Origin of the sequence: Saccharopolyspora dendranthemae (assembly GCF_007829955.1) — a bacterium.
GTDB classification, from domain to species: domain Bacteria; phylum Actinomycetota; class Actinomycetes; order Mycobacteriales; family Pseudonocardiaceae; genus Saccharopolyspora; species Saccharopolyspora dendranthemae.
Genome location: NZ_VIWX01000003.1, coordinates 657,300 through 683,504, shown reverse-complemented (window position 1 = coordinate 683,504; position 26,205 = coordinate 657,300). Strand labels below are relative to the sequence as shown.

Annotated in this window: 28 protein-coding genes; 7 read left to right on the top strand and 21 right to left on the bottom strand. The window is 70.3% G+C overall.

Annotation, left to right across the window (positions count from 1 at the left end; all coding sequences use genetic code 11):
- Positions 1-13: 13 nt before the first annotated feature.
- From FHU35_RS18510 to FHU35_RS18480, 7 genes are all read right to left on the bottom strand, one after another.
- Positions 14-775, bottom strand: a complete 762-nt coding sequence (locus FHU35_RS18510; RefSeq protein ID WP_145741300.1) for an NADH-quinone oxidoreductase subunit C — start codon at positions 773-775, stop codon at positions 14-16.
- A gap of 5 nt (positions 776-780) precedes the next feature.
- A complete protein-coding gene (locus FHU35_RS18505; protein WP_145741298.1) occupies positions 781-1,452 on the bottom strand; it encodes a NuoB/complex I 20 kDa subunit family protein in 672 nt (223 codons plus the stop codon).
- A gap of 83 nt (positions 1,453-1,535) precedes the next feature.
- A complete protein-coding gene (locus FHU35_RS18500) occupies positions 1,536-1,949 on the bottom strand; it encodes an NADH-quinone oxidoreductase subunit A (RefSeq protein WP_145741295.1) in 414 nt (137 codons plus the stop codon).
- A 144-nt stretch (positions 1,950-2,093) separates the two neighbouring features.
- Positions 2,094-3,392 carry a geranylgeranyl reductase family protein gene (locus FHU35_RS18495; protein WP_145741293.1) on the bottom strand — a complete coding sequence of 433 codons (1,299 nt, stop codon included), beginning with the start codon at positions 3,390-3,392 and terminating at the stop codon, positions 2,094-2,096.
- 266 nt (positions 3,393-3,658) lie between these two features.
- Positions 3,659-3,958 carry an AtuA-related protein gene (locus FHU35_RS18490; protein ID WP_145741291.1) on the bottom strand — a complete coding sequence of 100 codons (300 nt, stop codon included), beginning with the start codon at positions 3,956-3,958 and terminating at the stop codon, positions 3,659-3,661.
- Positions 3,945-5,234 carry an acyclic terpene utilization AtuA family protein gene (locus tag FHU35_RS18485; RefSeq protein WP_145741288.1) on the bottom strand — a complete coding sequence of 430 codons (1,290 nt, stop codon included), beginning with the start codon at positions 5,232-5,234 and terminating at the stop codon, positions 3,945-3,947. The genes FHU35_RS18490 and FHU35_RS18485 overlap by 14 nt, the downstream gene beginning before the upstream one ends.
- Complete coding sequence (locus tag FHU35_RS18480) at positions 5,235-6,506, bottom strand: CitMHS family transporter (RefSeq protein ID WP_145741286.1); 1,272 nt, start codon at positions 6,504-6,506, stop codon at positions 5,235-5,237. It abuts the gene before it with no gap.
- A 97-nt stretch (positions 6,507-6,603) separates the two neighbouring features.
- Between FHU35_RS18480 and FHU35_RS18475 the strand changes: the two genes are divergently transcribed.
- Positions 6,604-7,521: a LysR family transcriptional regulator gene (locus FHU35_RS18475; protein WP_145741283.1), complete on the top strand. Its 918-nt coding sequence runs from the start codon at positions 6,604-6,606 to the stop codon at positions 7,519-7,521.
- Positions 7,522-7,604: 83 nt separating this feature from the next.
- Here the strand turns inward: FHU35_RS18475 and FHU35_RS18470 are convergent, their stop codons facing one another.
- Together FHU35_RS18470 and FHU35_RS18465 are read right to left on the bottom strand one after the other, a co-directional pair.
- Entirely contained in the window at positions 7,605-8,294 is a 690-nt protein-coding gene (locus tag FHU35_RS18470; RefSeq protein WP_145741280.1) for a demethylmenaquinone methyltransferase, read from the bottom strand.
- A 34-nt stretch (positions 8,295-8,328) separates the two neighbouring features.
- On the bottom strand, positions 8,329-9,459 hold the full coding sequence (locus tag FHU35_RS18465) for a glycosyltransferase family 4 protein (RefSeq protein WP_145741278.1): 1,131 nt from the start codon (positions 9,457-9,459) through the stop codon (positions 8,329-8,331).
- Positions 9,460-9,630: 171 nt separating this feature from the next.
- On the opposite strand from FHU35_RS18465, the gene FHU35_RS18460 reads away from it, so the two are divergent.
- Positions 9,631-10,482 carry an inositol monophosphatase family protein gene (locus FHU35_RS18460; RefSeq protein WP_145741275.1) on the top strand — a complete coding sequence of 284 codons (852 nt, stop codon included), beginning with the start codon at positions 9,631-9,633 and terminating at the stop codon, positions 10,480-10,482.
- Here the strand turns inward: FHU35_RS18460 and FHU35_RS18455 are convergent.
- From FHU35_RS18455 to FHU35_RS18445, 3 genes are all read right to left on the bottom strand, one after another.
- Positions 10,475-10,981, bottom strand: coding sequence for a hypothetical protein (locus tag FHU35_RS18455; protein ID WP_145741272.1), 507 nt, complete (start codon positions 10,979-10,981; stop codon positions 10,475-10,477). The genes FHU35_RS18460 and FHU35_RS18455 overlap by 8 nt on opposite strands.
- Before the next feature lie 124 nt (positions 10,982-11,105).
- Complete coding sequence (paaC, locus tag FHU35_RS18450) at positions 11,106-12,047, bottom strand: 1,2-phenylacetyl-CoA epoxidase subunit PaaC (RefSeq protein WP_145741269.1); 942 nt, start codon at positions 12,045-12,047, stop codon at positions 11,106-11,108.
- A gap of 108 nt (positions 12,048-12,155) precedes the next feature.
- Entirely contained in the window at positions 12,156-12,653 is a 498-nt protein-coding gene (locus FHU35_RS18445; RefSeq protein ID WP_222429418.1) for a DUF3592 domain-containing protein, read from the bottom strand.
- A gap of 88 nt (positions 12,654-12,741) precedes the next feature.
- On the opposite strand from FHU35_RS18445, the gene FHU35_RS18440 reads away from it, so the two are divergent.
- Entirely contained in the window at positions 12,742-14,031 is a 1,290-nt protein-coding gene (locus tag FHU35_RS18440) for an isochorismate synthase (protein WP_246110397.1), read from the top strand.
- 37 nt (positions 14,032-14,068) lie between these two features.
- Here the strand turns inward: FHU35_RS18440 and FHU35_RS18435 are convergent, their stop codons facing one another.
- Positions 14,069-15,571 (bottom strand): M1 family metallopeptidase, encoded by a 1,503-nt coding sequence (locus FHU35_RS18435; RefSeq protein WP_145741267.1) that lies wholly within the window; start codon positions 15,569-15,571, stop codon positions 14,069-14,071.
- Between the two features lie 249 nt (positions 15,572-15,820).
- Complete coding sequence (gene menD / locus FHU35_RS18430) at positions 15,821-17,494, bottom strand: 2-succinyl-5-enolpyruvyl-6-hydroxy-3-cyclohexene-1-carboxylic-acid synthase (RefSeq protein WP_145741264.1); 1,674 nt, start codon at positions 17,492-17,494, stop codon at positions 15,821-15,823.
- Positions 17,495-17,627: 133 nt separating this feature from the next.
- Here menD and FHU35_RS18425 point away from each other — a divergent pair, with 133 nt between their 5' ends.
- The 3 genes from FHU35_RS18425 (at position 17,628) to FHU35_RS18415 (ending at position 21,009) form a co-directional block, all read left to right on the top strand.
- Positions 17,628-18,551, top strand: a complete 924-nt coding sequence (locus FHU35_RS18425) for a 1,4-dihydroxy-2-naphthoyl-CoA synthase (protein ID WP_145741262.1) — start codon at positions 17,628-17,630, stop codon at positions 18,549-18,551.
- A 368-nt stretch (positions 18,552-18,919) separates the two neighbouring features.
- Entirely contained in the window at positions 18,920-20,101 is a 1,182-nt protein-coding gene (gene menE / locus FHU35_RS18420) for an o-succinylbenzoate--CoA ligase (protein WP_145741259.1), read from the top strand.
- Positions 20,102-20,136: 35 nt separating this feature from the next.
- Positions 20,137-21,009 carry a 1,4-dihydroxy-2-naphthoate polyprenyltransferase gene (locus FHU35_RS18415; protein WP_145741257.1) on the top strand — a complete coding sequence of 291 codons (873 nt, stop codon included), beginning with the start codon at positions 20,137-20,139 and terminating at the stop codon, positions 21,007-21,009.
- Positions 21,010-21,056: 47 nt separating this feature from the next.
- On the opposite strand, the gene FHU35_RS18410 is transcribed toward FHU35_RS18415, so the two are convergent.
- From FHU35_RS18410 to FHU35_RS18380, 7 genes are all read right to left on the bottom strand, one after another.
- Positions 21,057-21,533 carry a hypothetical protein gene (locus FHU35_RS18410; protein WP_145741255.1) on the bottom strand — a complete coding sequence of 159 codons (477 nt, stop codon included), beginning with the start codon at positions 21,531-21,533 and terminating at the stop codon, positions 21,057-21,059.
- Positions 21,534-21,551: 18 nt separating this feature from the next.
- Entirely contained in the window at positions 21,552-21,980 is a 429-nt protein-coding gene (locus FHU35_RS18405; RefSeq protein WP_145741253.1) for a hypothetical protein, read from the bottom strand.
- 14 nt (positions 21,981-21,994) lie between these two features.
- A complete protein-coding gene (locus FHU35_RS18400; RefSeq protein ID WP_145741251.1) occupies positions 21,995-22,858 on the bottom strand; it encodes a WXG100 family type VII secretion target in 864 nt (287 codons plus the stop codon).
- Positions 22,859-22,871: 13 nt separating this feature from the next.
- Positions 22,872-23,213 (bottom strand): hypothetical protein, encoded by a 342-nt coding sequence (locus FHU35_RS18395; protein ID WP_246110396.1) that lies wholly within the window; start codon positions 23,211-23,213, stop codon positions 22,872-22,874.
- A 213-nt stretch (positions 23,214-23,426) separates the two neighbouring features.
- Positions 23,427-23,993 (bottom strand): DUF3558 family protein, encoded by a 567-nt coding sequence (locus tag FHU35_RS18390; protein WP_186459489.1) that lies wholly within the window; start codon positions 23,991-23,993, stop codon positions 23,427-23,429.
- A gap of 86 nt (positions 23,994-24,079) precedes the next feature.
- Entirely contained in the window at positions 24,080-25,177 is a 1,098-nt protein-coding gene (gene cds1 / locus FHU35_RS18385; protein ID WP_145741247.1) for an L-cysteine desulfhydrase Cds1, read from the bottom strand.
- On the bottom strand, positions 25,174-25,548 hold the full coding sequence (locus FHU35_RS18380) for a DUF4229 domain-containing protein (protein WP_145741245.1): 375 nt from the start codon (positions 25,546-25,548) through the stop codon (positions 25,174-25,176). Before FHU35_RS18380 ends, cds1 begins: the two co-directional genes overlap by 4 nt.
- A 194-nt stretch (positions 25,549-25,742) precedes the next feature.
- Here FHU35_RS18380 and FHU35_RS18375 point away from each other — a divergent pair, with 194 nt between their 5' ends.
- Positions 25,743-25,967: a BldC family transcriptional regulator gene (locus tag FHU35_RS18375; RefSeq protein WP_093414319.1), complete on the top strand. Its 225-nt coding sequence runs from the start codon at positions 25,743-25,745 to the stop codon at positions 25,965-25,967.
- The last annotated feature ends 238 nt before the right edge of the window (positions 25,968-26,205 follow it).

Sequence of the window (26,205 nt, the reverse complement as noted above, 5' to 3'; positions counted from 1 at the left end):
CACCTCTCCGCGATCACGAGTAGGCCCTGCGCTGGTCCGGCGGCGGGATCTCGGCGCCCTTGTACTCCACCGGGATTCCGCCGAGCGGGTAGTCCTTGCGCTGCGGGTGGCCGTCCCAGTCGTCGGGCATGAGGATCCGGGTGAGCGCCGGGTGCCCGTCGTAGACCAGCCCGAACATGTCCCAGGTCTCGCGCTCCTGGAAGTCAGCGGTCGGGTAGACCGGCACGACCGACGGGAGGTGCGGGTCCTCCACGTCCACCGCGACTTCGAGCCGGATGCGACGCCGGTAGGTCATCGACGTCAAGTGGTAGACCGAGTGCAGCCGCTGCGGCGCCTCGGTCCCGTAGTCCACACCGGACACCGAACTGCACAGCTCGAAGCGCAGCGCCGGGTCGTCGCGCAGGACGCGGCAGACCTCGAGGAGCTCGTCGCGGCGCAGGTAGTAGGTGATCTCGCCGCGGTCGACGGTCACCTGCTGCACGGTCTCGACCGGAATTCCCTTGGCCCGCAAGCCTTCGAACAACGCGTCGGTGACCTCGTCGAACCAGCCCCCGTAGGGCCGCTCGCTGGCGTGCGGCACGTGGGCCGGGAGGCGCAGGCCGCCGAAACCGGAGGTGTCACCGGTACCGCGCACGCCGAACATGCCCTGGCGCTCGCGACCCGCGGCCGGGGCTCCGGAGCGGGCCGGCTCCCGGCCTGCGGGCGAGAGGTCCGTCGCGCGCTCAGCGCTGGAACCGGGCTCGCCGGGGGCCGGGGTGGTTTCCTCGTCTGCCATCGAACTCACCTACCCGACTTGAGTTCCGGGCGCTGCGGAGCGCTCTCGAACGCGCCGAGCTCTTCGGATCCGCCCATCTCGCGGCGCTGCGCGGCCTGCTGCCGCTCGGCGCGCTTGCGCTGCGCGGCGTTCTTCGGCGCGAACCGTTCGGAGGACGGGATCATCGGCGTGCGGTCGCCGCGCTCGAGCTTCTCCTGCGCGCGCTTGCCGTTGATCGGCTCGTCCATGATCTTGGCGTGCAGCTTGAGGATCGCGTCGAGCAGCATCTCGGGGCGCGGCGGGCAGCCCGGCAAGTACATGTCCACCGGCACCACGTGGTCGACGCCCTGCACGACCGCGTAGTTGTTGAACATGCCTCCGCTGGAGGCGCACACGCCCATCGCCAACACCCAGCGCGGCTCGGGCATCTGGTCGTAGATCTGGCGCAACACCGGCGCCATCTTGTTGGTCACCCGTCCGGCCACGATCATCAGATCGGCCTGTCTCGGGGTGGCGGAGAAGCGCTCCATGCCGAACCGCGAGATGTCGTAGCGGGAACCGCCGACGGTCATCATCTCGATGGCGCAGCAGGCCAGCCCGAACGTCGCCGGCCACATCGACGTCTTCCGGGTCCAGTTGACGAGCTTCTCCACGTTGGCCAACAGGATGCCGTTGGGCAGCTGCTCTTCGAGCCCCATCGCCGGCACTCCTTCCCGCGTCCTTGCGGCTAGTACCTGTAGTTCGTCTCAGGCGCCCGGAGGACCGGGCGGTCGCGCTCCGGTCAGTTCCAGTCCAGGCCGCCTCTCCGCCAGACGTAGATGTAGGCGAAGCCGACGGTCGCGATGAACAGCACGATCTCGATGACGCCGAACATCCCCAGGGCGTCTGCGGAGACCGCGAACGGGTAGAGGAAGACCATCTCGATGTCGAAGAGGATGAACAACATCGCGGTCAGGTAGTAGGCGACCGGCATCCGGCCGCCGCCGATGACGGGCTGCGGCGAGGGCTCGATGCCGCACTCGTAGGCATCGAGCTTCGCCTTGTTGTAGCGACGGGGACCGACGAGCGGCGCGATCGCGACCGAGAACACCGCGAAACCCAGTGCCAGCGCGAACAACAGCACCAACGGGATGTACGGGTCGAGCACCTTTGCTCCCCTCCAACCGGTTCCGGGTTCGTGACCCGGAACACACATCGCCAGTCCCCGCCGAGACGCAGGTCACGCCTCAGGCATCAGGTCCGCACTCTATGCGGTCGCCCGAATCGGCTCCGTAGTGAGGCGTACCTAACTTTATGACTTGTCTCACCCTTGCCGGGACATCTGACCAGACACTCGGCGTCACGCGCTAGGGGTGACGCGAGTAGTGGTGCTGATCACACGATCCATGGCGTCCCCACCCTTCTCGTCGTAGAGATTTGCCAGCAGCTTCAACACGAAACGCATCAACGTCCGGCGCGGCAGACCGTGCTTGGTGGCCATCCGCATGACCGTGGGATTGCCAATCAACTTGCTGAAGATATTGCCGAGCCGGAAGTAGCCGCCCATCGCTTGCTGGACGGCGATCGGGTACCGGGCGAGGGCTTGTTCGCGGGAGGCCTCGGTCGGACGCGCCATCGCGTGCACCACGCACTCGGCGGCCAGCCGCGCCGACTCCATCGCGTACGCGATGCCCTCGCCGTTGAACGGGTTGACCATGCCGCCCGCGTCGCCCACCAGCAGCAGGCCGTTGCGGTAGTGCGGGGTGCGGTTGAAGCCCATCGGCAGCGCGGCTCCGCCGATCTTGCCGGTGGCGTTCTCCTCGCGGAATCCCCACTCCTCGGGAGTCCCGTCCAACCAGGACCGCATCAGCTGGCGGTAGTCGGTCTTGCCGTAGGCCGACGAGGTGGACAGGATGCCCAGCCCCGCGTTGACCGTTCCGTCGCCCATGCCGAACAGCCACCCGTAGCCGGGCATCAACTGCGGATCGGCGGGGTTGGACTTGTCCCACAGCTCCAGGTGCGACTCCAGGAAGTCGTCCTTGGTGCGCGGGCTGGTGTAGTACCGGCGCACGGCCACGCCCATCGGACGGTCGTCGCGCTTCTGGATGCCCACCGACAGCGCCAGCCGCGCCGACACCCCGTCGCAGGCCACGACGAGCGGGGCCCGGTAGGTCACGGGCTTGCGCTCGGGACCGGTCTTGGCCTCCACGCCCACGACCCGGCCGGTGCGGTCGTCGGTGATGGCGGCGCTGACCGACGTCTGCTGGAACAGGCGCGCCCCTGCGCGCTGGGCCGCCTTGGCCAGCAGGTCGTCGAAGTCGTTGCGCGGGCGGACCACGCCGTACGGCGGGAAGTCGGACAGGCTGGGCCAGTCGAGCTCCAGGCTGATCCCGCCGCCGACGACCCGCAGACCCCTGTTGTGCAGCCAGCCGGCTTCTTCCCTGGTGTCGATGCCCAGGTCGATGAGCTGCTTGACGCCCCTCGGCGTGATCCCGTCGCCGCAGACCTTCTCCCGCGGGAAGACGCTCTTCTCCAGCAGCAGGACGTCCAGTCCCGCCCTGGCCAGGTACGTCGCAGCCGTCGAGCCGGCCGGTCCGGCTCCGACGACGATCACGTCGGCGTCATCGTCCGGTGTGCGGCGGCTGGTGGCGCTGGTCATGACACTCCTCGAACTAGTGCAGTGCTCGGTGCGAACCCGCTTGTGAACGAGTTCACTAACTCCGAGTCTAAGCCGCTGCACCAGCGCGATCGACCCTTTCCCGTAGGCCACCCGAGTGAGGAAACCCGCCCTCCGGTGCCACGCCGCGGGCCTCGCCGAGGGTCACCCCAGCCCAGTTTTAGTCCAAACCGAGGAGCCTTCGTGCCCGAAATGTCGGCTCAGTTTGGACTAAAACTGGGACCGGGCGAGGCACGGCCCCGCGCGGCTCAGAGGTCCAGGGCGAGGAGGCGGGAGCTGAGGGTCTTTCCGTGGGCGTCCAGGGACAGGGACGTGGTCACGCCACCACCGAGCGCTCGGTGGCAGGTGAACTGCAGGGCCTTGAGGAGCGGGAGCTCGCAGCGGACGACCTCGCCCCGGACCTGTCCGGCGAGGTGGGCGCGGACACGCTCGACAGTGAGCTCCCGGCGCAGCCGCTCGTAGTCGGCGTCGTCGAGGGGGAACACCGAGAGGATCGACGTATCGCCCTTGTCCCCGGCGCGGCAATGCGCGATCTCATGCAGTCGCATCGTTCACCTCCAGGGTCGTGACCTGCGATTCCACGTCCGATCTGGGCATCAGGGCGGAGACGATCCCGATCACCTCGCGCACGTCGGTGCGCACGCCCCCACCTCCGGCGGGGCCGTTGGTGTAGAGCGATTCGACCTCGTGGCAGACGTGCAGCGCCGCCGTCCGGTCCTCCGCGAGGGCAGCCACTCGCAGTCGGCACTCGCCGTCCGGATCGCCCATCGCCCCCAGCACGTCGGCGCGCACGCGCAGCCCGGTGCGGCGCACCCGCTCGGTCACCACGTCGGCGGCCAGCTTCGCCCGATCGGCCGCCCCCGGTCCGGCGTAGCTGATACCGCATTCGGCTCGGTGGCCCGCGCGGTATCCGACGCTGACCTTCAGCTCCTCCGGCCTGGCCCGCCCCTGCGCCCCGCTGATGCGCACCCGATCGGCCCCGGCCCGCTCCGCCCGGACCTCGCGGAAGTCCAGGACCACGTCGGGCGTGCGATAGGCCGCCGGATCGGTGACCTCGTAGAGCAGCTGCTCCCGGACCGTCCCGACCGTCACCACGCCACCGGTCCCGTCGGGTTTTCCGATGGTCGCGGTGCCGTCGGCCTCGATGTCGGCGAACGGGAAGCCGAGCTCGGCCAGACCCGGGACCTCCTTGCGGCCCGGGTCGGCGAAGTAGCCGCCGGTGACCTGTCCCGCGCACTCCAGGACGTGCCCGACCAGCGTCGCGGCGGCCGCGCGCGGGACGTCGTCGAGATCCCAGCCCATGCGCTGCGCGATCGGCGCCACGAACAGCGACGGGTCGGCCACCCGGCCGGTGATCACCACGTCCGCGTCCAGAGCGGGCAGCAGCGCCTCGGCGCCGAGGTAGGCGTTGGCCGAGACGATCTCGCCGTGCCCGGACAGCGGGACCCCGTCCTCCAGCGCGGGCGCCTCCAGGTCGAGGCGGTCCAGCACGTCGTCCCCGGTGACCACCGCGATGCGGCCGATCAGCCCAGCCGCCGTCATCACCTCCCGCGTGACCTCGCCCGCCCGCAGCGGATGGGCGGCGCCCATGTTGGTGATCACCCGTGCTCCGTTCGGCACCGCGACCGGCAGCAACCGCTCGAAGCGAGCACGCAGCAACGGGTCGTACCCCTGATCCGGATCGCCCAGCCTGCGCTGCTGCCCGAGGGCGATGGTGCGTTCGGCCAGGCACTCCAGCACGAGGTCGTCCACTCCGGCCCGCGCGAGCTCCAGCGCCGGCTCCAGGCGGTCCCCGGCGAAACCCGCTCCACTGCCGATGCGCACTCACAACACCCCCGTCACCAGCGCGACCAGCGTCATCACCAGCGTGGTGCCGAAGGCCCAGCCGAAGATGAACCGCTGGTGGTCGCCGAGATCGACCTTGGACATGCCGAGCAGGATGAAGGTGGAGGCGGTCAGCGGGCTCAACGGGAACCCGGTGGTCATCTGGCCGAGGATCGCCGCCCGCCCGATCGCGGCGGGGTCGCCGCCGAGCGCCGCGCTGGTCTCCGCCAGCACGGGCACCACTCCGTAGTAGAAGGCGTCCGGCGTGAAGACCAGGCTCAACGGCATCCCTGCGACGGCCGTGATCAGCGGGAGGAGGGCGCCACCGGCGTCCGGGATGACCGCGACCAGGCCCTCGGCCATCGCCTTGATCATGCCGGTCCCGGTGAGGATCCCGGTGAACACGCCCGCCGCGAAGATCACCACGACGACCAGCACCACGTTGTAGGCGTGCTTGGCGAACAGCTCCTGCTGACCCTGCCAGGAAGGGCGGTTGACCAGCAGCGCGACCAGGAAGGCGATCAGGAACAGCACTTCCAGGTCGGCGATCTGGGCGAGCAGGCAGCCGACCAGCGCCAGCGTCAGCAGCGCGTTGATCCAGAACCGCACCCGGTCCGCACCGGTGAGCTTGACCCGCTCGCCCGCTTCGACGCTGACCACGCCGAGCCGCTTCCGCTCGGACCGGCCGATCAGGTACGCGGCGAGCAGCACCCAGCAGATCCCGGCGATCATCGCCGGCAGCACCGGCAGGAACAGCTGCGCCGAGTCGAGCTTGAGCGCGGCCATCGCCCGGGCGGTCGGACCGCCCCACGGAACCATGTTCATGACCCCGGCGCCGAGGCAGACCACGCCGGCGAGCACGATCCGCCGCATGCCGAGCCGCTGGTAGATCGGCAGCAGCGCGGAGACGGTGATCAGGAAGGTGGAGGCTCCGTCGCCGTCCAGTGCGACCAGCAGCGTCAGCAGCGCGGTGCCGACGGTGATCTTGAGCGGATCGCCCTTCGCCCAGCGCAGGATGCGGGTGACTGCGGGATCGAAGAGCCCCGCGTCGATCATCAGGCTGAAGTAGAGCACCGCGAAGGTGATCATGATGGCCACCGGGGCGACGGTGACCAGGCCATCGGCCACCAGCTCGCCGAGCTCGGCGCCGCGACCGCTGATCAGCGCGGCGGCGATCGGCACCAGGGTGAGCGCGAAGAGCACCGACACCCGGCGCGAGAGCACCAGGGCGAGGAACACGCCGATCGTCAGGAATCCGCTCGCGGCGAGCATGGGCTACCTCCGAACACCGCCGTTGGGCCGGACGGGAGAACTGTGATCCACCTCGCTCATGCCGGTCAAGCACGAATAATTGATAAATTCATGCGTCATGGGCATGGATCTGACGGTGCAGCAGCTCCGGCTGGTTCTCGCGGTGCACGACACCGGCGGGTTCACCCCGGCCGCCGAGCAGCTGCACCTGGCGCAGTCCTCGATCAGCCGCGCGGTGCGCGACGTGGAGCGACGACTCGGCATCACGCTGTTCCAGCGCACCACGCGCCACTTGGTCACGACCCCGGAAGGCGCCGAGTTCTGCCTGGTCGCGCGGCGGGTCGTGGATTCCTTCGACTCCGGGATCAACCACTTCCGCGGCTTCCTCGCCGGTACCCGCGGACGGGTCCGGGTCGCGGCGCTGCCGTCGATGGCGGCCGTCCTGCTGCCCTCGGCCGTCTCCGCCTACCACTCGGAGCATCCCGACGTGGAGCTGTCGATCGAGGACGGCATGTCCGACGAGGTGCTGGCGAAGATCAGGGCCGGCACAGCCGACCTCGGCGTCACCGTCGTCGCCGACGAACCGCCCGATCTGGCGGTGCACCCCATCGCGACCGACCGGATGTGCGCGGTGTTCCCGCCGGAGCACCGCTTCGCCTCACGCGAGTCGCTGACCTGGGCGGAGCTGGCGACCGAACCGCACATCGCGTTCGCGTCGAACTCCAGCATCCGGCAGCACGCCGACCGCGCCTTCACCGCTGCGCGAGCGCATCCCGACGTGGTCCTGGAATCCGGCAACATCACCGCCGTCGCCGGCCTCGTGGCAGCGGGCCTGGGTGCCGCGGCGATGCCCGGGATGGTCCTGCCCCTGGTCGCCTTCGCGGCACTCGCGCACGTCCCCCTCGCCGCGCCCGAAACGCACCGCCGCATCGCGGTGATCCGCGCCCCGGACCACCCGCTGCCCCCGGCCACCCGGGCGTTCATCGCGGCGCTCACCCAGACGCGACCGAACACCCCCGAAACGACCTGGGCCTAGAGTCTTCGGAGCGGTTCCTAAGAGCTTGTGAGGAGTGCGGCGGAGCCGCTGTTTCAGGTGTGGGACTCAGCCCGCAACAGCCCCTAGGCGGGGTTCTTGGCGTGGTGGATGGTGACGACACCGCTGGTGAGGTTCTTCCAGGTGGTGTCGGTCCAGCCGGCTTCGCCGATGAGCTCGGCGAGGGCGCGCTGGTCAGGCCAGGATCGGATCGACTCGGCCAGGTAGACGTAGGCGTCCGGGTTGGAGGACACCGCGCGGGCGATCGGGGGCAGCGCGCGCATCAGGTAGTTCATGTAGACGCCGCGGAAGGGCTGCCAGGTCGGGGTGGAGAACTCGCACACGACCAGTCGCCCGCCGGGCCGGACCACGCGCCGCATCTCCTGCAACCCGGCGACCGTGTCGGCGAGGTTGCGCAGGCCGAAGGAGATCGTCGCCGCGTCGAACGCGTCGTCGGCGAACGGCAGGTTCAGGGCGTCGGCGGCCACCAGGGGCACGCCGCGGTCCTTGCCGACCGAGAGCATGCCCAGCGAGAAGTCCGCCGCGACGCAGTAGGCACCGGCCCTGGCGAACTCCACGGTCGAAACACCGCTGCCCGCAGCGAGGTCCAGGATCCGCTCGTCCTTCTGGGGCGCGAGCAGCTGCCGGGTCACCTTCCGCCAGCGCCGGTCCTGCCCGAAGGACAGCACGGTGTTGGTCAGGTCGTACCGACGCGCGACGCCGTCGAACATCGCCGCGACTTCGCGAGGGTTCTTGTCCAAGCCTGCCCGAGACACACCCGAAGCGTACGTGGCCCGATCCGGAGCAGGTTCAGGCAGCTGCCGACTCGACGTACCCGCTGACCGCCGCGTAGTGATCCACCAGCTGGCGGCACAGCGCGGGCCAGGTGCGACCCGCGACGGCGTTGCGGGCGTGGATGCCGAAGCGCTCGCGCAGCGCCGGGTCGCGCAGCTCGGAGATGGCCCTGCGCAGCGCAGCCGCGTGCTCGGCGTCGTCGTGCGCGGGCAGCAGGTATCCGGTGCGGCCCACGTCGACGAGGTCGCGAGGCCCGCCGGCATCGGGCGCGACGACCGGGACGCCGGAGGCCATCGCCTCCTGCACGGCCTGGCAGAACGTCTCGTGCGGACCGGTGTGCACGAACACGTCGAAACTCGCGTAGAGGCGTGCCAGCTCGTCACCGGTGCGCTGGCCGAGGAACGCCGCGTTCGGCAGCTCCTCGCGCAGCCGCTCACGCTCCGGCCCGTCGCCGACCACGACCACCCGCACGCCCGGCGTGCCGTCCAGCTCGGCGAGCCGCTCGATGCGCTTCTCCGGCGCCAACCGGCCGACGTAACCCACCAGCAGCTCGCCGTTCGGGGCCAGCTCCGAGCGCAGCCCGGCATCGCGCTTGCCCGGGGTGAACCGGTCGGTGTCCACGCCGCGGCCCCAGCGGTGCACGCGCGGAATGCCGTGCTCCCGCAGCGTCTCCACCGCCCACGTCGAGGGGGCGAGCGTGCGGTCGGCGTGGCAGTGCAGGCGACGGATCCACTTCCACGCCGCCTTCGCGGTCAGCCCGAGCCCGTAGGACTCGGCGAATCCCGCCACGTCGGTCTGGTAAACGGCGACCGTCGGAACGCCCAGCCGGCGAGCCGCGTTGAGCCCCCGCGCCCCCACCACGAACGGTGAGGCCAGGTGCACCACGTCGGGTCCGAACTCCTGGAGACCGCGCAGCACGCGGCGGCTCGGGAACCCGATGGGCAGCGAGGACACCACCGGCAGGTCCACCGCGGGCAGCCTGATGACGGGGAAGCCCGCGTACTCGTTCGGGCCGGGTCCGGGCGCGATGACCAGGGCCTGGTCGCCTCGACGACGCAAGTGCTCCAGCACCCGCAACACCGAGTTCGTCACTCCGTTGATCTGCGGCAGGAAGCTCTCGGTCACGATCGCGATGCGCACGCACATCACGGTCGCCGCCGCTTCCGGCGAGCAGCCGAAGGCAATGTGACGCGGCCGCCAACGACAACCGAAGAGCACCCCAACTCGGTCATCGGCCCGCAAACGTGGCTTGCGGGCCGATGGCCGGTCACCTCGGCTTTGCTGAGCGGTCACCCGCCACGCGGAGGCTGGGGACGCATGACGGCCCTGCCTTCCCCACCCGCCCAGATCGAACCGGCCCTGGTGTCGCGGGCTTTCGAGGTCGCCGGTCGACTGGCCAACGACGCCGCTGACGTGATCATCGCGACCGCGGGCAGGGGCGCCCGGCCCGCGCCGAGCGAGTCGCCGTTCGACTGGGTCACCGACACCGGGCGCACGCTGGAACGGCACACTCGCCGCATCCTCGCCGACGAGTTCCCCGGCACACCGGTGTTCGGCGAGGAGTTCGGCGCGGAACCGAGCGTGCCACCGCAGCAAGGCGTCTCGCACTTCCGCTGGTCCGTCGACCCGGTCGACGGGACCGCCAACTACGTGGCCGGACTGCCGTGGTGCGCCTACAGCCTGGCGATGCTCGACGGGTACGGGCCGGTCGTCGGCGTGGTCGCCGATCCGTACCGGACGCAGATCTACGCGGCCGCCCGCGGCCGGGGCATGCGGGCCAACGGCACGCCGGTGCGCCTGCCCGACCGGTCCGAGATCCGCGGCGGCATCGTGTGCACCGAGCTCACCAAGAACGGGCCGTGGCCGGGCATGGACCGGTTCATCACCAACGCGGCGAGCGCGCAGGTCGGCGTGCGCTTGCTGGGTTCACCGGCGCTGGCCATCGCCCAGGTCGCGCTCGGCCACAGCATCGCCGCGGTGCTCGACCACTACGAGGAGTGGGACGTGGCGGGCGCGCTCGCGCTGGCCACCGAATCCGGTGCGACGGTCCTCGACCGCCGGGGCCGGCCCGACCCGCTTCCCCGCGACGGCCTGCTCGTCGCAGCACCCGGTGCGGCAGCCGAGGTGCACGAGTGGTGGACGCAGGCAGCGGAGGTACCGGCTAGCTGACGGGTTCGGGCAGGACCGCCGAGATCGGGCGCAGAAGCGGGAACCGCGCGCGCAGCTCGCGCACCCGTTCGGCGTCGGGGTCCTCGACGAGTTCCAGCACCTCGCCGGTGACCGCGCCGAAGCGCTTCTCCGCCTCGGTGAGCTCGGCGCGCACCCGCCCGGCTATCTCGGCGTCGCGCGAGCTGCTGCCCAGACCACGGCCGAGTTCGGCGAGCACGCGCAGGTTCGGCAGCTCGGCATCCATCCGGCGCACGACGGTCCGCAGGCGGTTGCGGGCCTGCTGCGAGGACATGGCCTCCACCGACCGGCTCGCCCGCAGCACCGCCTGCTCGCAGTGCTGCACGTGCGGCTCCCACACGTCCGGTGGCATCCGGGGCAGCGGGTCGGGCTCCTCCGCCGCGACCTGCTCCTCGGGACGTCGGCGCAGCGCGAGCACCACGCCCGCTCCCGCACATCCGGCCATCAACGCCACGAGCACCTGCAACCAGATCTGGTCCATCCGCGTTGCGCCCTTCCACTAGACCCCGACCGAGGAACGCGGGAAGCCCCCAGCAACGCCTCCCGCGGTTCCGATCCCCCTCGATCAGGGTGCGCCCGGCCAGGGCTCATCGGCTTGCGGGGAACTACTCATCTTGCATTTCGTTTCCGACACTTCCCGGTCCTCGCTCGTCCACCGGCTTCTGCGGGACCCGGCCGCTGGCCAGGCCGGCCCGGACCAAGTACTGCAGGTCCGCCAGCAGGAACTCCATGGATTCGGTGTGCGCGCCGTCGCGGCCGCCGGGCGGCGCGAACTCGCCGAACGCGCCAGGGGCCGGAGCGTCCAGGCGTGCGATGGAGAACACCTCGTCGAGCGCCTGCCCGGCGCGCACTCGCACGCTCGCGGGGTCCACCCCGCAACGCGCGTCGGCCAGCCGCGTCTCGACCGGGTGCGCGACGAACAGCTCGGCGGCCAGCGGCCACACGCGGTGCAAACCAGAGCTCATCAGTCGCGGCCCGCCCGGTCCGGAGTCGCCGAGCTTGATCAGCCACTGCGCGGCGTGGTCCCGGTGCTGTTCGAGCAGCTGCAGCGACCGCGCCGCCAGCGTCCCCAGAACCGCGTCCCGGCTGGTGGCAAGCTCCTCGAAGACCGCGAGCCGCCAGGTGCTGAACAGCAGCAACCGGGCGACGGTGGTCGGGAAGTCGCCACCCGGCCCCGGTCCGCAGTCGACCTCGACCAGTCGGACGTTCCGGAACTCGGCGGGTTCGCGCAGGTAGGCGAGCTGCTCCTCGTCCTCCGCGCCGCGCACCTCGGCGGCCCGGCCGAGCAGGACACGCGCCTGCCCGAGCAGGTCGTGCGCGATCCCGCCGAGGGCGGCGGATTCCTCCAGGCCCGCGCGCATCCCCCACTCCGACAGGCGGTGGGCGAGCACCAGGGCGTCGTCGCCGAGCATCGTGCAGTAGAGCGCCAACTCGGCGGGATCCACCCCGTCGGGCACCGATCGATCGACGGTGGACAGCACCGGGGATCCGAGCACCCACTGCTGCTGGTCCTGCGACGAGCTGGACAACGCTCCTGGCGTGTTCATGGGCAACGACCTCGCAGACGCGGGGTCGGCACATCGACCTGGGTTCCACCGACCCCCTTTCGGCGGATGCCCAAGTCTGGCACCGGGCGAGGGTTCTAGGAAGGGCCCTCAGCCTCTGTTAGATCGTCTGAGCAGCCAATACGTCGGAAGCAGGACCGCCCACAGGATGGCCAGCGCGCTGAAGACGGGCAGCAGCGAGATCAGCGCGGTGCGGCCCTCGGCGCGCACCAGGTCGGGGTTGCGGGAGTCGTACTCGACCCGCACCAGCTGCCCGACCTGCAGGTCCGTCGGGTAGAGCACGCCGTTCGGCGGGATGTAGACGCGCCCGTCCTCGGTGTTGAAGCGCACCACGGTCCGGGTCAGCGAGGTGTCCACGACCTCGGCGACCGCCTGACCTCGCGATTCGGTGATGGTGACGTCGTTGATGAAACAGGCACCGATGATCGACAAACCCATGACCGTCAGCAACGCACCGGTGATGAGCACGCCGCGCGCCACCCTGCGGCGAACCCGCCCAGGCGAGGGTGTCGACACCGACCGGTCACCGTCCGTGTCTGAGCCGGTCACCGAGTCGGCCGCGTCCTGGGTCACCGCGTCGCCTGCCACGGTGACCGATTGTAGGGGCCAGCGGTCGTGTCCAGGGCCACGCGGCCGCTGAGCCCACCGGAATCCGCACTCCGAATACGCTCCAAGCGTGGCGATTACTTCCAGGCGGCTGACGGCGCGCACCCGCAGGCTCGATCCAGCCGACCCACGGCACGGCCGACCGCTGCTGGAGCTGCTGCCCGGTGGCGAGTCGCTGAGCTGGGTCCGGGAGGGCGAGGGCTTGGTCGGTTGGGGTTGCGCAGCGCGGCTGGACACGTCCGGCACGGCGCGCTTCACCGACGCCGACTCCTGGTGGCGGCAGCTGTGCGGGCACATCGACGTCGAGGACGAGGTGGGGCTGCCGGGCTGCGGACCGGTCGCCTTCACCAGCCTCGCCTTCGCCGACCAGCCGGGGGACTCGGTGCTGGTGCTGCCCGAGGTCGTGGTCGGTGAGCGCGACGGGGTCCGCTGGATCACCACGATCGGCGACGCGCCGGAGCCCGTGGTCGAGCCGGTCCGCCAGCCCGGGACGGTGTCCTACAGCGACGGCCGGTTGTCCTCAACGGGCTACCGGCAGGCGGTGACCGCAGCGGTCGATCGGATGCGCGACTCCGGCGGGGACCTGCTCAAGGTCGTCCTCGCGCACGACCTCGTCGCCAACACCTCCGAGCCGCTCGACGAGCGGTTCCTGCTGCACAACCTGGCCTCGCGCTACTCGAACTGCTGGACCTTCGCGGTGGACGGCTTGGTCGGCGCCACCCCCGAACTGCTGCTGGAGCGACGCGGCTACGAGGTCCGCTCGCGGGTGCTGGCGGGCACGGCTTGGCCGCACCCGGGCCGCACCGACGACGAGATCGCCGCGGAGCTGCTGGCGTCGGCCAAGAACCGCAGCGAGCACCAGTACGCCTCGGAGTCGCTGGCGGAGCGGCTGCGGCCCTTCTGCAGCGAGCTGTCCGTCCCGGCCTCGCCCTCGGTTCTGCGGCTGCGCAACGTGCTGCACCTGGCCACCGACGTCGAGGGGAAGCTGGCCGACACCCCTGAAGGTCCGGGACTGCTGAGCGTCGTCGAAGCCGTGCACCCCACAGCCGCCGTCGGTGGCACGCCCACGGCCAACGCGGTCCCGTTGATCGCCGAGCTGGAGGGCATGGACCGGGGCCGCTACGCGGGTCCGGTCGGCTGGATCGACGGTTCCGGCAACGGCGAGTTCGGGATCGCCCTGCGCTGCGGGCAGGTCGAACAGCAGAGCACCGCCGGCGCTGGGTCCGGCGGTGCTCGCGGTGGCAGGGTTCGGTTGTTCGCCGGAGGCGGGATCGTTCCCGACTCCGACCCTGATCAGGAAGTGGCTGAGGCCGAGGCGAAACTCCTCCCGGTGCGGGAAGCGCTGGAAGGAGTTCGCTGACCCCCGCGTCCTTTCAGAATCGCTGTGCCGAACTGGCTCAGCCGTGGTCGTGCAGCAGTTCGTGCGCGCGATCGATCTCGGCGACCGCGGCAGGTTCGGGCACGTTCTCCCGGGCGGCGCTGGCGGCGACGCCGGTCGCCGGGCTCACGGCCGGCTTGCCCTTGGTGAACAGCCAGGCGTTGAACAGCTCGTCGAGCTGCTTGCCGGACTTCTGCTCCGCCAGCTCGATGAACTGCTCGACGGTGCCGGTCGAGTTCCGGTGCTCGGCGACCCAGGTGCGGGTGATGTCCAGCATCGCCTCGTCACCGACGGCGGTGCGCAACGCGTGCAGCGCCATCGCGCCCCGGTCGTAGACCGCGGTGTGGAAGACGTCCTCGGCGCCGGGGTCTCCCGGCGGGACCTGCCAGAACGGGTCGTCGGCCGGGTAGGAGTTGTAGTAGTGGTCGAACAGCTCCTGCGTGGTGCCGGTGCCGTGGGCCTCCGACCACAGCCACTCCGCGTAGGACGCGAAGCCCTCGTTGACCCAGATGTTGCGCCAGGTGTCCACCGACACCGAGTCGCCGAACCACTGGTGCGCGTTCTCGTGCACGACCACCGAGACGTTCGCCGCGCGCTGGAAGAACAGGTGGCTGTAGGTCGGGCGGGTCTGGTTCTCCAGCGCGAAGCCGAGTCCCTCGGACGGGACGACACCGCCCTGCGCGCTGAACGGGTACTCGCCGAACAGCTGGCTCAGGAAGTCCAGGACCTCCGGGGTGCGTTCGACGCTGGCCTTCGCCGGTCCGGCCAGCGGGCCGAGCTTGTCGGAGTAGGCGGTGACGAACGGCTGGCCGAACGCGCCGGTCTTGCTGCTGATCTCGTACTGGCCGATGGCCATGAACGCCAGGTACGTGGCGGTCGGTTCGGTGTTGCGCCAGTTCCAGGTGGTCCACCCGGCCAGGCTGCTGTTGCGGGTGTTCACCCCGTTGGAGATGGCCTCGGTCCCGTCGGGAACGGAGATGGCGACGTCGTAGGTGGCCTTGTCCCTCGGGTGGTCGTTGCCGGGGAACCACCAGGCGGAGATCTCCGGCTGGCCGACCGCGAGCGCTCCGTCGGAGGTGCGCACCCACGGGTTGACGGGGCCGACGTCGGCGGCGGAGGGAGTGCCCTCGTACTCCACGACGAAGGTCGCCATCTCGCCCTGCGGCAGGGTCGCCGACGGGGTCACGGTGAGCTCCAGGCCGTTCTGGCTGAACTGCGCCGGCATGCCGTTGACCCGCACCGACTTCGCGGTGAGCGCGAAGTCCAGGTTGAAGGCCGTCAGGTCCTGCGTCGCGTTCGCGACGATCGTCGCGGTGCCCTGCAGGTGGTCGTCCGCGGGTTGGTAGCGAAGCTGCAGGTCGTAGTGCGAGACGTCGTAGCCGCCGTTGCCGTACCCGGGGAAGTAGTCGTCGCCGGCTCCGGGCGCACCCGGCCCTTCGGCACCCGCGAGCGCCGGTGCGGCGAACACCGCGCTCGCGCAGCAGGCCGCGATCACCGCGCGCAGGCCCTGTCGTCGAATCACCCTGCCACCTCCTCGAAAAACTGGTTCCGATCAGGAGACTAGGCAACCACGTTCACACTCGGTGCGCTTTTCGCACCGAGTTTTTCCCATCATCACGCGGAAAAACGCGAATGCACACCAATGGGGCAACGCGGTGATGCGACCACAGTGGCCGGTCGACCCGGACTCCACCTGACGAGGAAACCGTCCCGTCACGTCCGGGCAGCACGAACCGGGCTTCACGCAAGAGTTCTCACGTCCGGTGGTGGATCACCCGAGAAGAGCCGAGCGGACCGCCGCGTGCAACCGCTGGTGAACCGCGCGCAGCTCGTCCCTGCTCGCCCGCACCTCGACCACGCGCAGACCGGACGCGGGACGCAGGGCCTCGCGCAGTTCGGAGTGACCCGGCACCTGGACGTGCTCGACACCGTGCGCCGCGCACAACTGCCCCAGGTCGGTGCCGTGCGGCGTCCCGAAGACGCGGTCGAAGGAGTCGTTGTGCTCGGGGCCGCCCTGTTCGAGGAGGCTGAAGATGCCGCCGCCGTCGTCGTTGAACACCACGATCGTCAGGTCGGGCCGCTGCTCGTACGGGCCGAGCATCAGGCCGTTGCTGTCGTGCAGGAACGTCAGATCGCCCAGCAGCGCGTACGCCGGGCCGTCGTGCCCGGTGGCCGCGCCGATGGCGGTCGAGATCGTCCCGTCGATGCCGGCGGCCCCGCGGTTGCGGTGCACCAGCACGTCGGGTCGCTGCCGCGCGGCGAGCGCGACGTCCCGGCTCGGGTTGGACGACCCGAGCACGAGCAGGGAATCCTCCGGAAGCGCTCCGACCAACTCGCGCGCCACAGCGGGACCGTTCGGCCACCGCTCCAGGTCGAGGGCGGCGTGCAGTGCGGCGGAGGCCTTCTGGTCGGCCTGCTGCCAGGCCGTGAGCCACTGCGGGTCCACGGCGCTGTCGGGTCCGGCTCCGAACCCCTCGGCCACCTCCCTGACGTTGTGCGCAGGGGCCGGCCAGTCGACCCCGCCGTGCGCCAGCAGCACCTCCACCCCGGTGTCGGCCAGCAGCTGCTGGACTTGACGGAAGACCGTCGGCCGACCCACGCACAGCACCTGCTCGGGCCGGTGCTCGCGGATGAACTCCGGCAGGTTGAGCAGCCACATGCCCGTGCTGATCGCAGCCGGGCCGGACACCCCGACGCCGCCGACCTCCGACAGCACCGGCCAGCCGCAGCGCTCGCCCCAGGCGCTGGCCGCCTCGGAACCCCAGTCGCCCACGAGCACCAGTCCACGACCGGACCGCAACCGCGAGAGGGAGCTCGGCGCCACACCGCGGTCGGCGACCTCCGTCCACGGATGTCCGTCCGGGCGCCCTTCCAGCGACTCGAACCACTCGGTATCGCCATCGGGCACCAACGGCTCGCGGAACGGCACGTTGAGGTGCACCGGACCGCCGCGCATCCCGCAGTCGGCGGCGGCCCAGACCCGGCACACCTGACTGCGCCAGTAGGCGTTCTGACCCGCTCGCGCCTCGGCGACGCCGAGCTCGTCGAACAGCCGCACCTCGCTGCCGTACAGCCGGTGCTGGTCGATGGTCTGGTTCGCACCCGCCGCGCGCAGCTCCGGCGGCCGGTCGGCCGTGATGACCAGCAGCGGAACACCTGCGTGGTACGCCTCGCTGACCGCCGGGTGCAGGTTGCTCGCGGCGGTGCCAGAGGTGCAGAACACCGGTACCGGTCGGCCCGTGCGGGCCGCGATGCCCAGGGCCAGGAATCCGGCGCTGCGCTCGTCGATCCGAACGTGCAGCCGCAATCGCGCAGAGTGCGCGGCCCGGTGCAGAGCGTAAGCGAGAGGTGCGTTGCGCGACCCCGGGGCGAGCACCGCGTGCCGCACCCCGTTTCGGACGAGCTCGTCGACGATGACCTCAGCCTGGGCTGTGGACGGGTTCAACCGATCACCTCTGAAATCGCCTGGCGGACAACGGCGAAGGATCCGCGGTATCCCACGCCGACGTCCACGCAAGCACCGGACGGTCACGGGGAGGACCCCGCACCGAGCACTTGCTACGCCTATTGTCCCAGGTGTGCAGAATCCCGTTGTGTCTGAGCTGTTTGACCCGAAGTTGTGGGAGCCGGTCGAGGGCTTCGACTTCACCGACATCACCTATCACCGCTGCGTCGAGGACGGCCCCGGCAAGGGCACGGTGCGCATCGCCTTCGATCGCCCCGAGGTCCGCAACGCCTTCCGGCCGCACACCGTCGACGAGCTCTACCGCGCCCTGGACCACGCGCGCATGAGCAGCGGCGTCGGATGCGTGCTGATCACCGGCAACGGCCCGTCCGCCAAGGACGGCGGCTGGGCCTTCTGCTCCGGTGGCGACCAGCGCATCCGGGGCCGTTCCGGGTACCAGTACGCCGGAGGCGAGACCGCCGAGACGGTCGACCCGGCGCGTGCCGGCCGACTGCACATCCTGGAAGTGCAGCGCCTGATCCGCTTCATGCCCAAGGTCGTCATCGCGGTGGTCCCGGGCTGGGCCGCGGGTGGCGGGCACAGCCTCCACGTGGTGTGCGATCTCACCCTCGCCAGCGCCGAGCACGCCATGTTCAAGCAGACCGACGCCGACGTCGGCAGCTTCGACGGAGGCTTCGGGTCGGCGTACCTCGCGCGCCAGGTGGGGCAGAAGTTCGCTCGCGAGATCTTCTTCCTCGGGCGTCCCTACACCGCCGAGCAGGCTCACCAGATGGGCGCGGTCAACGAGGTCGTCCCGCACGCCGAACTGGAGGCCACCGCGCTCCAGTGGTCCAGGGAGATCAACGGCAAGTCCCCGACGGCGCAGCGCATGCTCAAGTACGCGTTCAACGCCATCGACGATGGGCTCGTCGGTCAGCAGCTCTTCGCCGGTGAAACCACCCGGCTCGCCTACATGACCGATGAGGCCGTCGAGGGCAGGGACGCGTTCCTGGAGAAGCGGGACCCCGACTGGTCCTCCTTCCCCTGGTACTACTGAGACCTCCCACTCGCCTTCGGGCAGGACGCCGGACAGGAACAGCCCGGCAGGGCGCTCCTCGTCCGGCGTCCCCCACCCGGGGTCGACCGGGCCGGTGGCATCGCCGACTCCCGACCTGTCTCGTCGCGACCACGAAGACCGCTGTTGCGATGCCTGGGATGACTGGGGCGACTGAGATGACGGGGGCGTTCCGGTGAAGACCGGGACGACCACCACGAAAACGAGGAACATCGCCTTCTCCTTCCGCTCGTACCCAGAACATCGGCCGCGCCATTCGAACACTTGATCGCTCGAACAGGTGAGCTAGTGCCGGAGGTCTCGGGCGCCCGGCTCCGCCCGGAGGCGCGGCGACGCCGAGAATGGGTGCCATGCCGAACGCCCGGGACCTGGAGCCGCTGGAAGTGCCTTCGGGCACCGGAGCGTTGGAGGTGCTGCCCGCGCTGCGCCGCGCGCTGGACGGCGAGGGCCCCGCGCTGCTGCCGGTCGCGGCCGATGCCCCCGACGAGGCGCAAACCCTGATCACCGCGCTCAGCGGGCCGCTGGGTCCTGGAGAGGACGCCGAGCACGACCCGACAGCCCTGGTCATCGCCACCTCGGGCTCGACCGGCGTCCCCAAGGGCGTGCTGCTGCCCGCGAGCTCGCTGCGCGCGTCGGCGGAGTCCACCCACCGCAGGCTCGGCGGTCCCGGGCACTGGCTGCTGGCGATGCCCGCGCACCACGTCGCCGGGATCCAGGTCCTGATCCGCGCGCTGCTGGCAGGCACCGCTCCGCACGCCGTCGACACCTCGGGCGGGTTCCGCCCCGACGTCTTCGCCGCCGCTGCGCGCGAGCTGCCGTCCTCCGGCCGGCCGCACTACACGGCCCTGGTGCCGACCCAGCTCTCCCGCCTGATCAACGACGGCGGCGAAGGCCTGGCCGCGCTGCGCGGGTTCGACGCGGTGCTGCTCGGCGGCGCCGCGACCCCACCTGCCCTGCTGGCCCGCGCGAGGGACAGCGGCGTGCGGGTGACCACCACCTACGGCATGAGCGAGACCGCAGGCGGCTGCGTGTACGACGGGGTCCCGCTGGACGTCGCGGAGGTCGACGTCGATGGCGAGCTCGGACCGATCCGGCTCGCCGGGCCCATGCTGGCCAGGGGCTACCGCAACCAGCCGGACGCGCCCGCGTTCGCCGGCGGCTGGTTCCGCACCGGCGATCTCGGGCGGTTCGCCGACGGCAGGCTGGAGGTCCTCGGACGGGCCGACGACGTGATCATCACCGGTGGCGAGAAGGTCGCGCCGCTGCCGGTCGAGCGGGTGCTGACCGAGCAGCCGGGCGTGCGCGAGGCCTGCGTGCTGGGCGTTCCCGACCCCGAGTGGGGGCAGGCGGTGGTGGCCGCCGTCGTCGCCGACCCCGCCGCGCGACCCGACGAGGACGCCCTCCGGGAGGCCGTGCGCGGGCGGCTGGGAGCCGCGGCCGCCCCGAAGCGGATCGCGCTGGTGGACGAGCTCCCGCTGCGCGGGCCGGGCAAACCGGATCGGCGGGCGTTGGCCGAGCAGCTGACCTGCTAGCCGACGGGCTTGCCGGGTGAGCGAAGATGTTGCTCATGGCGACTGTCGCGCAATGGATCGAAGGTGCCCGTCTGCGCACCTTCCCGAATGCGATCACACCGGTGCTGGCCGGGTCCGGCGCCGCCGCGGGGATGGACGGGTTCGACCCGCTGATCGCACTGCTGGCGCTGGTCGTCTCGCTGAGCCTGATCATCGGGGTGAACTTCGCCAACGACTACTCGGACGGCATCCGCGGCACCGATGACTCCCGCGTGGGCCCGTTCCGCCTGGTCGGATCGCGATCGGCCGCACCGGGTGCGGTGCGCAACGCGGCCTTCGCCTGCTTCGGGATCGCAGCGCTGGCGGGACTCGGCGTGGTCGCGCTGAGCGGCCAGTGGTGGATGCTCGCGATCGGCGCGCTGTGCATCGCGGGCGCCTGGTTCTACACCGGCGGCAGCAAGCCCTACGGCTACGCGGGCTTCGGCGAGGTCGCGGTGTTCCTGTTCTTCGGCCTGATCGCCGTGCTGGGCACGATGTTCGTGCAGGCCGGGCAGGTCTCCGGGTTCGGCATCGGTGCCGCCGTGGGAGTGGGCGCGCTGTCGTGCGCGGTGCTGGTGGCCAACAACCTCCGCGACATCCCCTCCGACCAGGTCTCGGGCAAGCGAACCCTGGCGGTCATGCTCGGCGACCGCGACACCCGCACGCTCTACACGGCGCTGGCCCTGGTCCCGTTCGTCATCACGGTCCTGATCGGCCTGCGCAACTCCTGGGTGCTGCTGGGCTTCCTGGCCCTGCCGCTGCTGCTGACGCCGCTGCGCGCCGTGGTCCGGGGAGCGACCGGCCGGTACCTGATCCCCGCCGTCCGGGACACGGGATTCGCCATGCTCGGCTGGGGCACCATCACCGGTCTCGCCCTGGCCTTCGGCTGAGAGGGGTGTCCCGCGAGCGGACGAACCGCTCGCGGGACACCGCTCGATCACGCGTGGGTCTTGCGCCTTCCGACTCCGAACACGCTGACCGCGAGGAACGGCGCGACGGCGACGATGACGGTCCCGAACTGCGCGATGCGGTTCTTGGTGGCCAGCTCGTAGATGGTCACCTGCGAGCCGGTGCGGATCCGAACCGGCGTCGTGCAGGTCATGTCCGCCGAACCGGAGAACCAGGGCGTGATCCGGTTGACCCGGTACCGGCTCTCGTTGCGGTAGCTGGTCACGTCGCGCGCCTCACCCTGAGCGGGCACGACGTGGCAGACGGCGGTCTTCTTCTTGTCCGAGCTGACGATCATCATCGGCTTGCCGTCCCACTGGTAGACCGGGCCGGACGAACCCGATGCCGTGGAGGACTTGGCCAGCGAAGTGCCGCTGAACATGGCCGTTCCGAGGAGCACGGCCGCGATCAGGCCGATCAGCACCGCCCACCCGATGGTGATGCCGAGTAACGTCTTGCGGTTCATCGTTGTTCAGTCCACCCCTCACCGCAGGAACGAATCCGGCGGTTCGTCGTCGTAATCAGCCCCGGCCGACCGGTTCGGATCGTTGTTGATGACGGTCGCCGGATCGTAGCCCGCGTCGAGCATGTCCTTCGCTTGCTGCATGTTCTGCACGCTCGCGGAGAACGCCGACCGCACCGACTCGTCGCGGAAAGCGGTGCCGTCGGCCACGTCCTGCCAGCTGAACTCACCCTCGTCGACGCGGCGCTGGAAAGCGACGATCTCCGGTGGTGCGTTGCCGTTGCGGATCTGCTGCTCGATCTCCTCGATCCGCTCGTCGGTGAGCTTCACCTCGGGCAACTCGGACTCGAACAGGGTCGCCTTCGCCAGCGCCTCCTCGGCCTGGGTCATCCGCTCCTCGACCATGTCCTCGGCCGCGCGGATCTCCGGTGTCTTGCCGTCTGCGCTCATCGCGGATCCCCCGATCAAATGCTGCCGGACGACAGCGTCTGGAAGCCGCCCGAGCCCGTTCCGGAACCGCCCGACGTCGCGGAACGCACGCCCTGGGCGGAGTTGCGCACGCCCGTCGCGGCACCGCGCGCGCCCGTGGCCGCCTCGGACACGGCGGTGGCGTCGTCCTTGGCCTGGATGCCGACGTTGACCACGTCGCCGAGGCTGTTCGCGTCCTTGATCTGCGCGAGGTTGGTGCCCGCGCCCTTGATGGCATTGACCAGCTGCACCACGGATTCGTACATCTGCTGCAGCGCTTCGAAGAGCTCCAGCACCGCGATCACGATCTCGACGCACTTCTCGACGTTGCGCACGACGTTCGCCCAGCCGGCCACCGGGATCCAGCCGGTGGCGGCCGTTTCGATGAGCCGGTCGACGAGCTTCTTGATCAGCTCGAGCGCCTTGTCGGTCATCTTGCGCGACATCTCGGCGGCCTTGGTGAAGCCCTTGCCGACGAGCTGCGCCAGCATCGCATCGCCTTCGAGGGCGACGGTCCAGGTGCTCACCAGCAGGGTTTCGAAGGCGATCGCGCCGTCGCCGTCCCAGCTCTCCCGGAGATCGCTGATGCCCTGGTTGAGGTTCTTGCGCACCGCGCGCAGCGCTTCACCGATCTGGTTCCACGCCTCGGCGTTGGTCTCGATCTTCGAGAAGTCACCCGTGATCGGCGAGATGAGCTGCTCGATGAGGTTCTCGCCGGTGACCTGCTCGTAGACCCAGTTGACGGTCTGGACCTGCCAGCCCGCGTCCTCGATGGCCTGCTGCAGCGAGTCCTGGTTGCTCTGGCTCGGATCCGCTTCGAGGAGGGCGATCGGGTCCTCGGCGTCTTCGTAGGAAGCCATGTCCGCTCCTCCCTCAGACCTTGATCTCGTCGAGGTCGGACTGGATCTTCTGGAACATCACCGCGATCTTGCGTTCGGTCTCCTCGTAGTCCGAGACCGTTTCGGCGAGGTCTTCCTTGATCTTCATCAGCGCGGAATTCGCCAGATCCAACGTTTCGCCGTAGAGCGCGGTGACCACCTCCACGACCGGGACCAGCACCACCATCAGGCCGGTGAATCCGCTGGTGTCCGACGCGGTGCTTTCCGCCCATTCGCCAATTTTCCGGAAATGTCCGGCATTCCGGTCGAGGAGCTCGCCGAATCCGTTCAGCTCCTCCGGAATCGCGCGCAGGTTCTCCGCCATCACATCCCCCATCTCTGCACAGTTCGGGGATCGCACTGGCATCACCTGGCACGATGAACCCGGCCGGTGCTGGCGCGATGACCTTCCCGGCGACGCCGCCCGAAGGAATCGCGGCGTGGGAATTGCCCCCCAGATGCGATCTTCCCGATCGCCAGGATTCGACCTGATCGGGTTGATCAGCGCGGAAGGTTCACGGGCAACGTTACGAGTTCGAGATCCACTGCGTCAGCGAACCACGGCGGCCATCGCGTACTGGGCGATGTCCGAGGCGGTGGTGCACTGGTCGGCGTCGGTCTCGCCGGTGATCACCGAGATCTGCAGCGTGGCGTCGGCGACGGGGGCGTAGACGGTGCATCCCCCGGTCCGCATCACCTGGGTCCCGCGGACCGCACCGAGCTCGACCTCCTCGGTCCCGAGATCGGCGAAACCCGCGGGCTGGGCTCCGACGAGGACTTCCCGGTTCCCGCTGCGAGCGTGGAACCCGCATCCGCGCACCGGGGGCTCGATCCCCACTTCCCGCGGCACGCCGGGCTCGACGTCGAAGGCCATCGCCGCGATCTCCTCGGGCCGGATCAGCCCGCACAGGTCCGCCGCCGGGAGCGCTCCGAGCATCCGCCGCTGCTCCGGCGGGACCTCGCGCGTGATCGACGGGGCCGTGCTGGTCTCCGCGGACTCCTCGGACGTGCTGGGCTGCGCTGAGGGCGGCCCCGGCACGACCTCCTGCACCGCGGTGCAGGAGGTGAGTCCGGCGCTCGCGAGCACCACGCCGACCAGCACGCGCTTGGCGACCACCAGATCATCCTCCGGGCGAATTCGTCGATGTGCGGATCAGGGGTGTTTCGGAGCGCGGCGGGGATCGCTCAGCTCGTGCTGCGACCTCAACCCGCCTGGAACTCGCCGGTGGCGTGGAAGTGGTCCAGCACCTTGAGCGGAGCGTCGAGGTCCATGCCCTGCTCGCGGACCCAGCGGTCGTCGAAGTAGGTGTTGGTGTAGCGCTCACCGCCGTCGCAGAGCAGCGTGACGATGCTGCCCGTGCGGCCCTCGGCGAGCATCTGGGAGACCAGCTCGAACACGCCCCACAGGTTGGTCCCGGTGGAACCGCCGACGCGGCGACCGAGGACCTGCTCGGTGCAGCGGATGGTGGCGATCGAGGCGGCGTCCGGGACCTTGATCATCCGGTCGATGGCCTCCCCGATGAAGGACGGCTCCACCCGCGGCCTGCCGATGCCCTCGATGAGCGAGCCCGATCCGCTGGTCAGCGAGAGGTCGTGATCCCGCCAGGCTTCGAAGAAGACGGAGCGCTGCGGGTCGACCACGGCCAGCCGGGTGCCGAGCCTGCGGTAGCGCACGTAGCGGCCGATGGTGGCGCTGGTCCCGCCGGTTCCGGCGCCGACGACGATCCACGCCGGTTCCGGGTGCGGTTCGAGCGCGAGCTGCTCGAAGATCGACTCGGCGATGTTGTTGTTGCCGCGCCAGTCGGTGGCCCGCTCGGCGTTGGTGAACTGGTCCATGAAGTGGCCGCCGAGCTCCGCCGCCAGCCGGCGGGACTCGGTGTAGATCGCGCCGGGCTCGTCGACGAAGTGGCAGCGCCCTCCCTGCCACTCGATCAGCGCGACCTTCTCGCCGCTGGTGGAGCGGGGCATGACGGCGATGAAGGGGAGCCCCAGCAGCCGGGCGAAGTACGCCTCCGAGACCGCGGTCGATCCGGACGACGCCTCGATCACGGGTGTGTTTTCGGTCACCCACCCGTTGCAGATGGCGTAGAGGAACAGCGAACGGGCCAACCGGTGCTTGAGCGAACCGGTCGGATGTGTTGACTCGTCCTTGAGGTAGAGGTCGATTCCCCACTCCGCGGGCAGCGGATACCGCAGCAAGTGGGTGTCGGCGCTGCGGTTGGCGTCGGCCTCGATGATCCGGACGGCCTCGCTGGTCCAGGCTCGCGTGCGCTCGCAGGAGCGGTCGACGTCGCTGGTCATTCGGCGTCCGCCGGGGCGTCGCCGCGCAGTTGCGCGCGCAGCCGCTCGCGGCGTTCGCGGCGGTCCTGGGTGTGCTCGGCCATGCCGACCGCGACCCGGCGCCGCAACCGCCCGAAGACCAGCAGCGACAACGGCATGACCACGACGACGGACACGGCGAGCGCGACCAGCACCGGCACCTGAGCCAGCATCAGCAGCACGGCGACGACCGCGACCAGGCCGAACCGGGCAGCGGTGTAGAGCGCGATGTCGAGAGCAAGGTTGGGCTTGACCTCGGACGTCTCACCGGTCGCCTGCTGCGCACCCGCTCCGGGGGCGGCGACGGCCGGGGCTTCGGACTCGTCCGTTCTCGTCTCCTGCTGTTCCCGCACGTCATCCAGGGTAGAGCACCCCGCGCACCGGATTGACCGGCGGCCGCATCGCCCGAGGTCACGCGCCCGAAGCGCCGTTTTCGTCCCTTACCTTCCCTTTACCTAAACCCAAACGTTCGAGTACCTGGCCCTCCAGGTGCCACGATGCGACCGGAATGCCCGAATACCAGTTATCGCAAAAGTGGAGGTCACCTGTGACCGCGTCGACTCAGCAGCCTCGCCAGAACGGTCAGGAGCAGCTCCTCACCCCGGGTGAGGTCGCGGCGCTCTTCCGGGTCGACCCCAAGACCGTGACCCGATGGGCGACCGCCGGGCGGATCGGTTCGATCCGCACCCCCGGTGGCCACCGTCGCTTCCGCGAGTCTGAGGTCCGCACCCTGCTGGCCGAGCTGACCAACGACGTGAACCGCACCGCCTGACCACAGGTCCGGCAGCGGAGAACGTCGGAGAAGCGGCGCGGAAGTCAAGGCTGCGGCATCGAGATCACTTGTCAGACCCCTCGTGACGAGTGCCCTCGGCGCACCGCAGCCGGCGCCGGAGAAGCAGTCGCAACAGCCGTGAATCACTGCACGAAGTCGAAGATCGCCTGGGCGGCCGGCCGATGACGACCGCCGCCTCTGGTGACGCCTCGCGTCCCTGCGAGGCGTCACCAGAGGC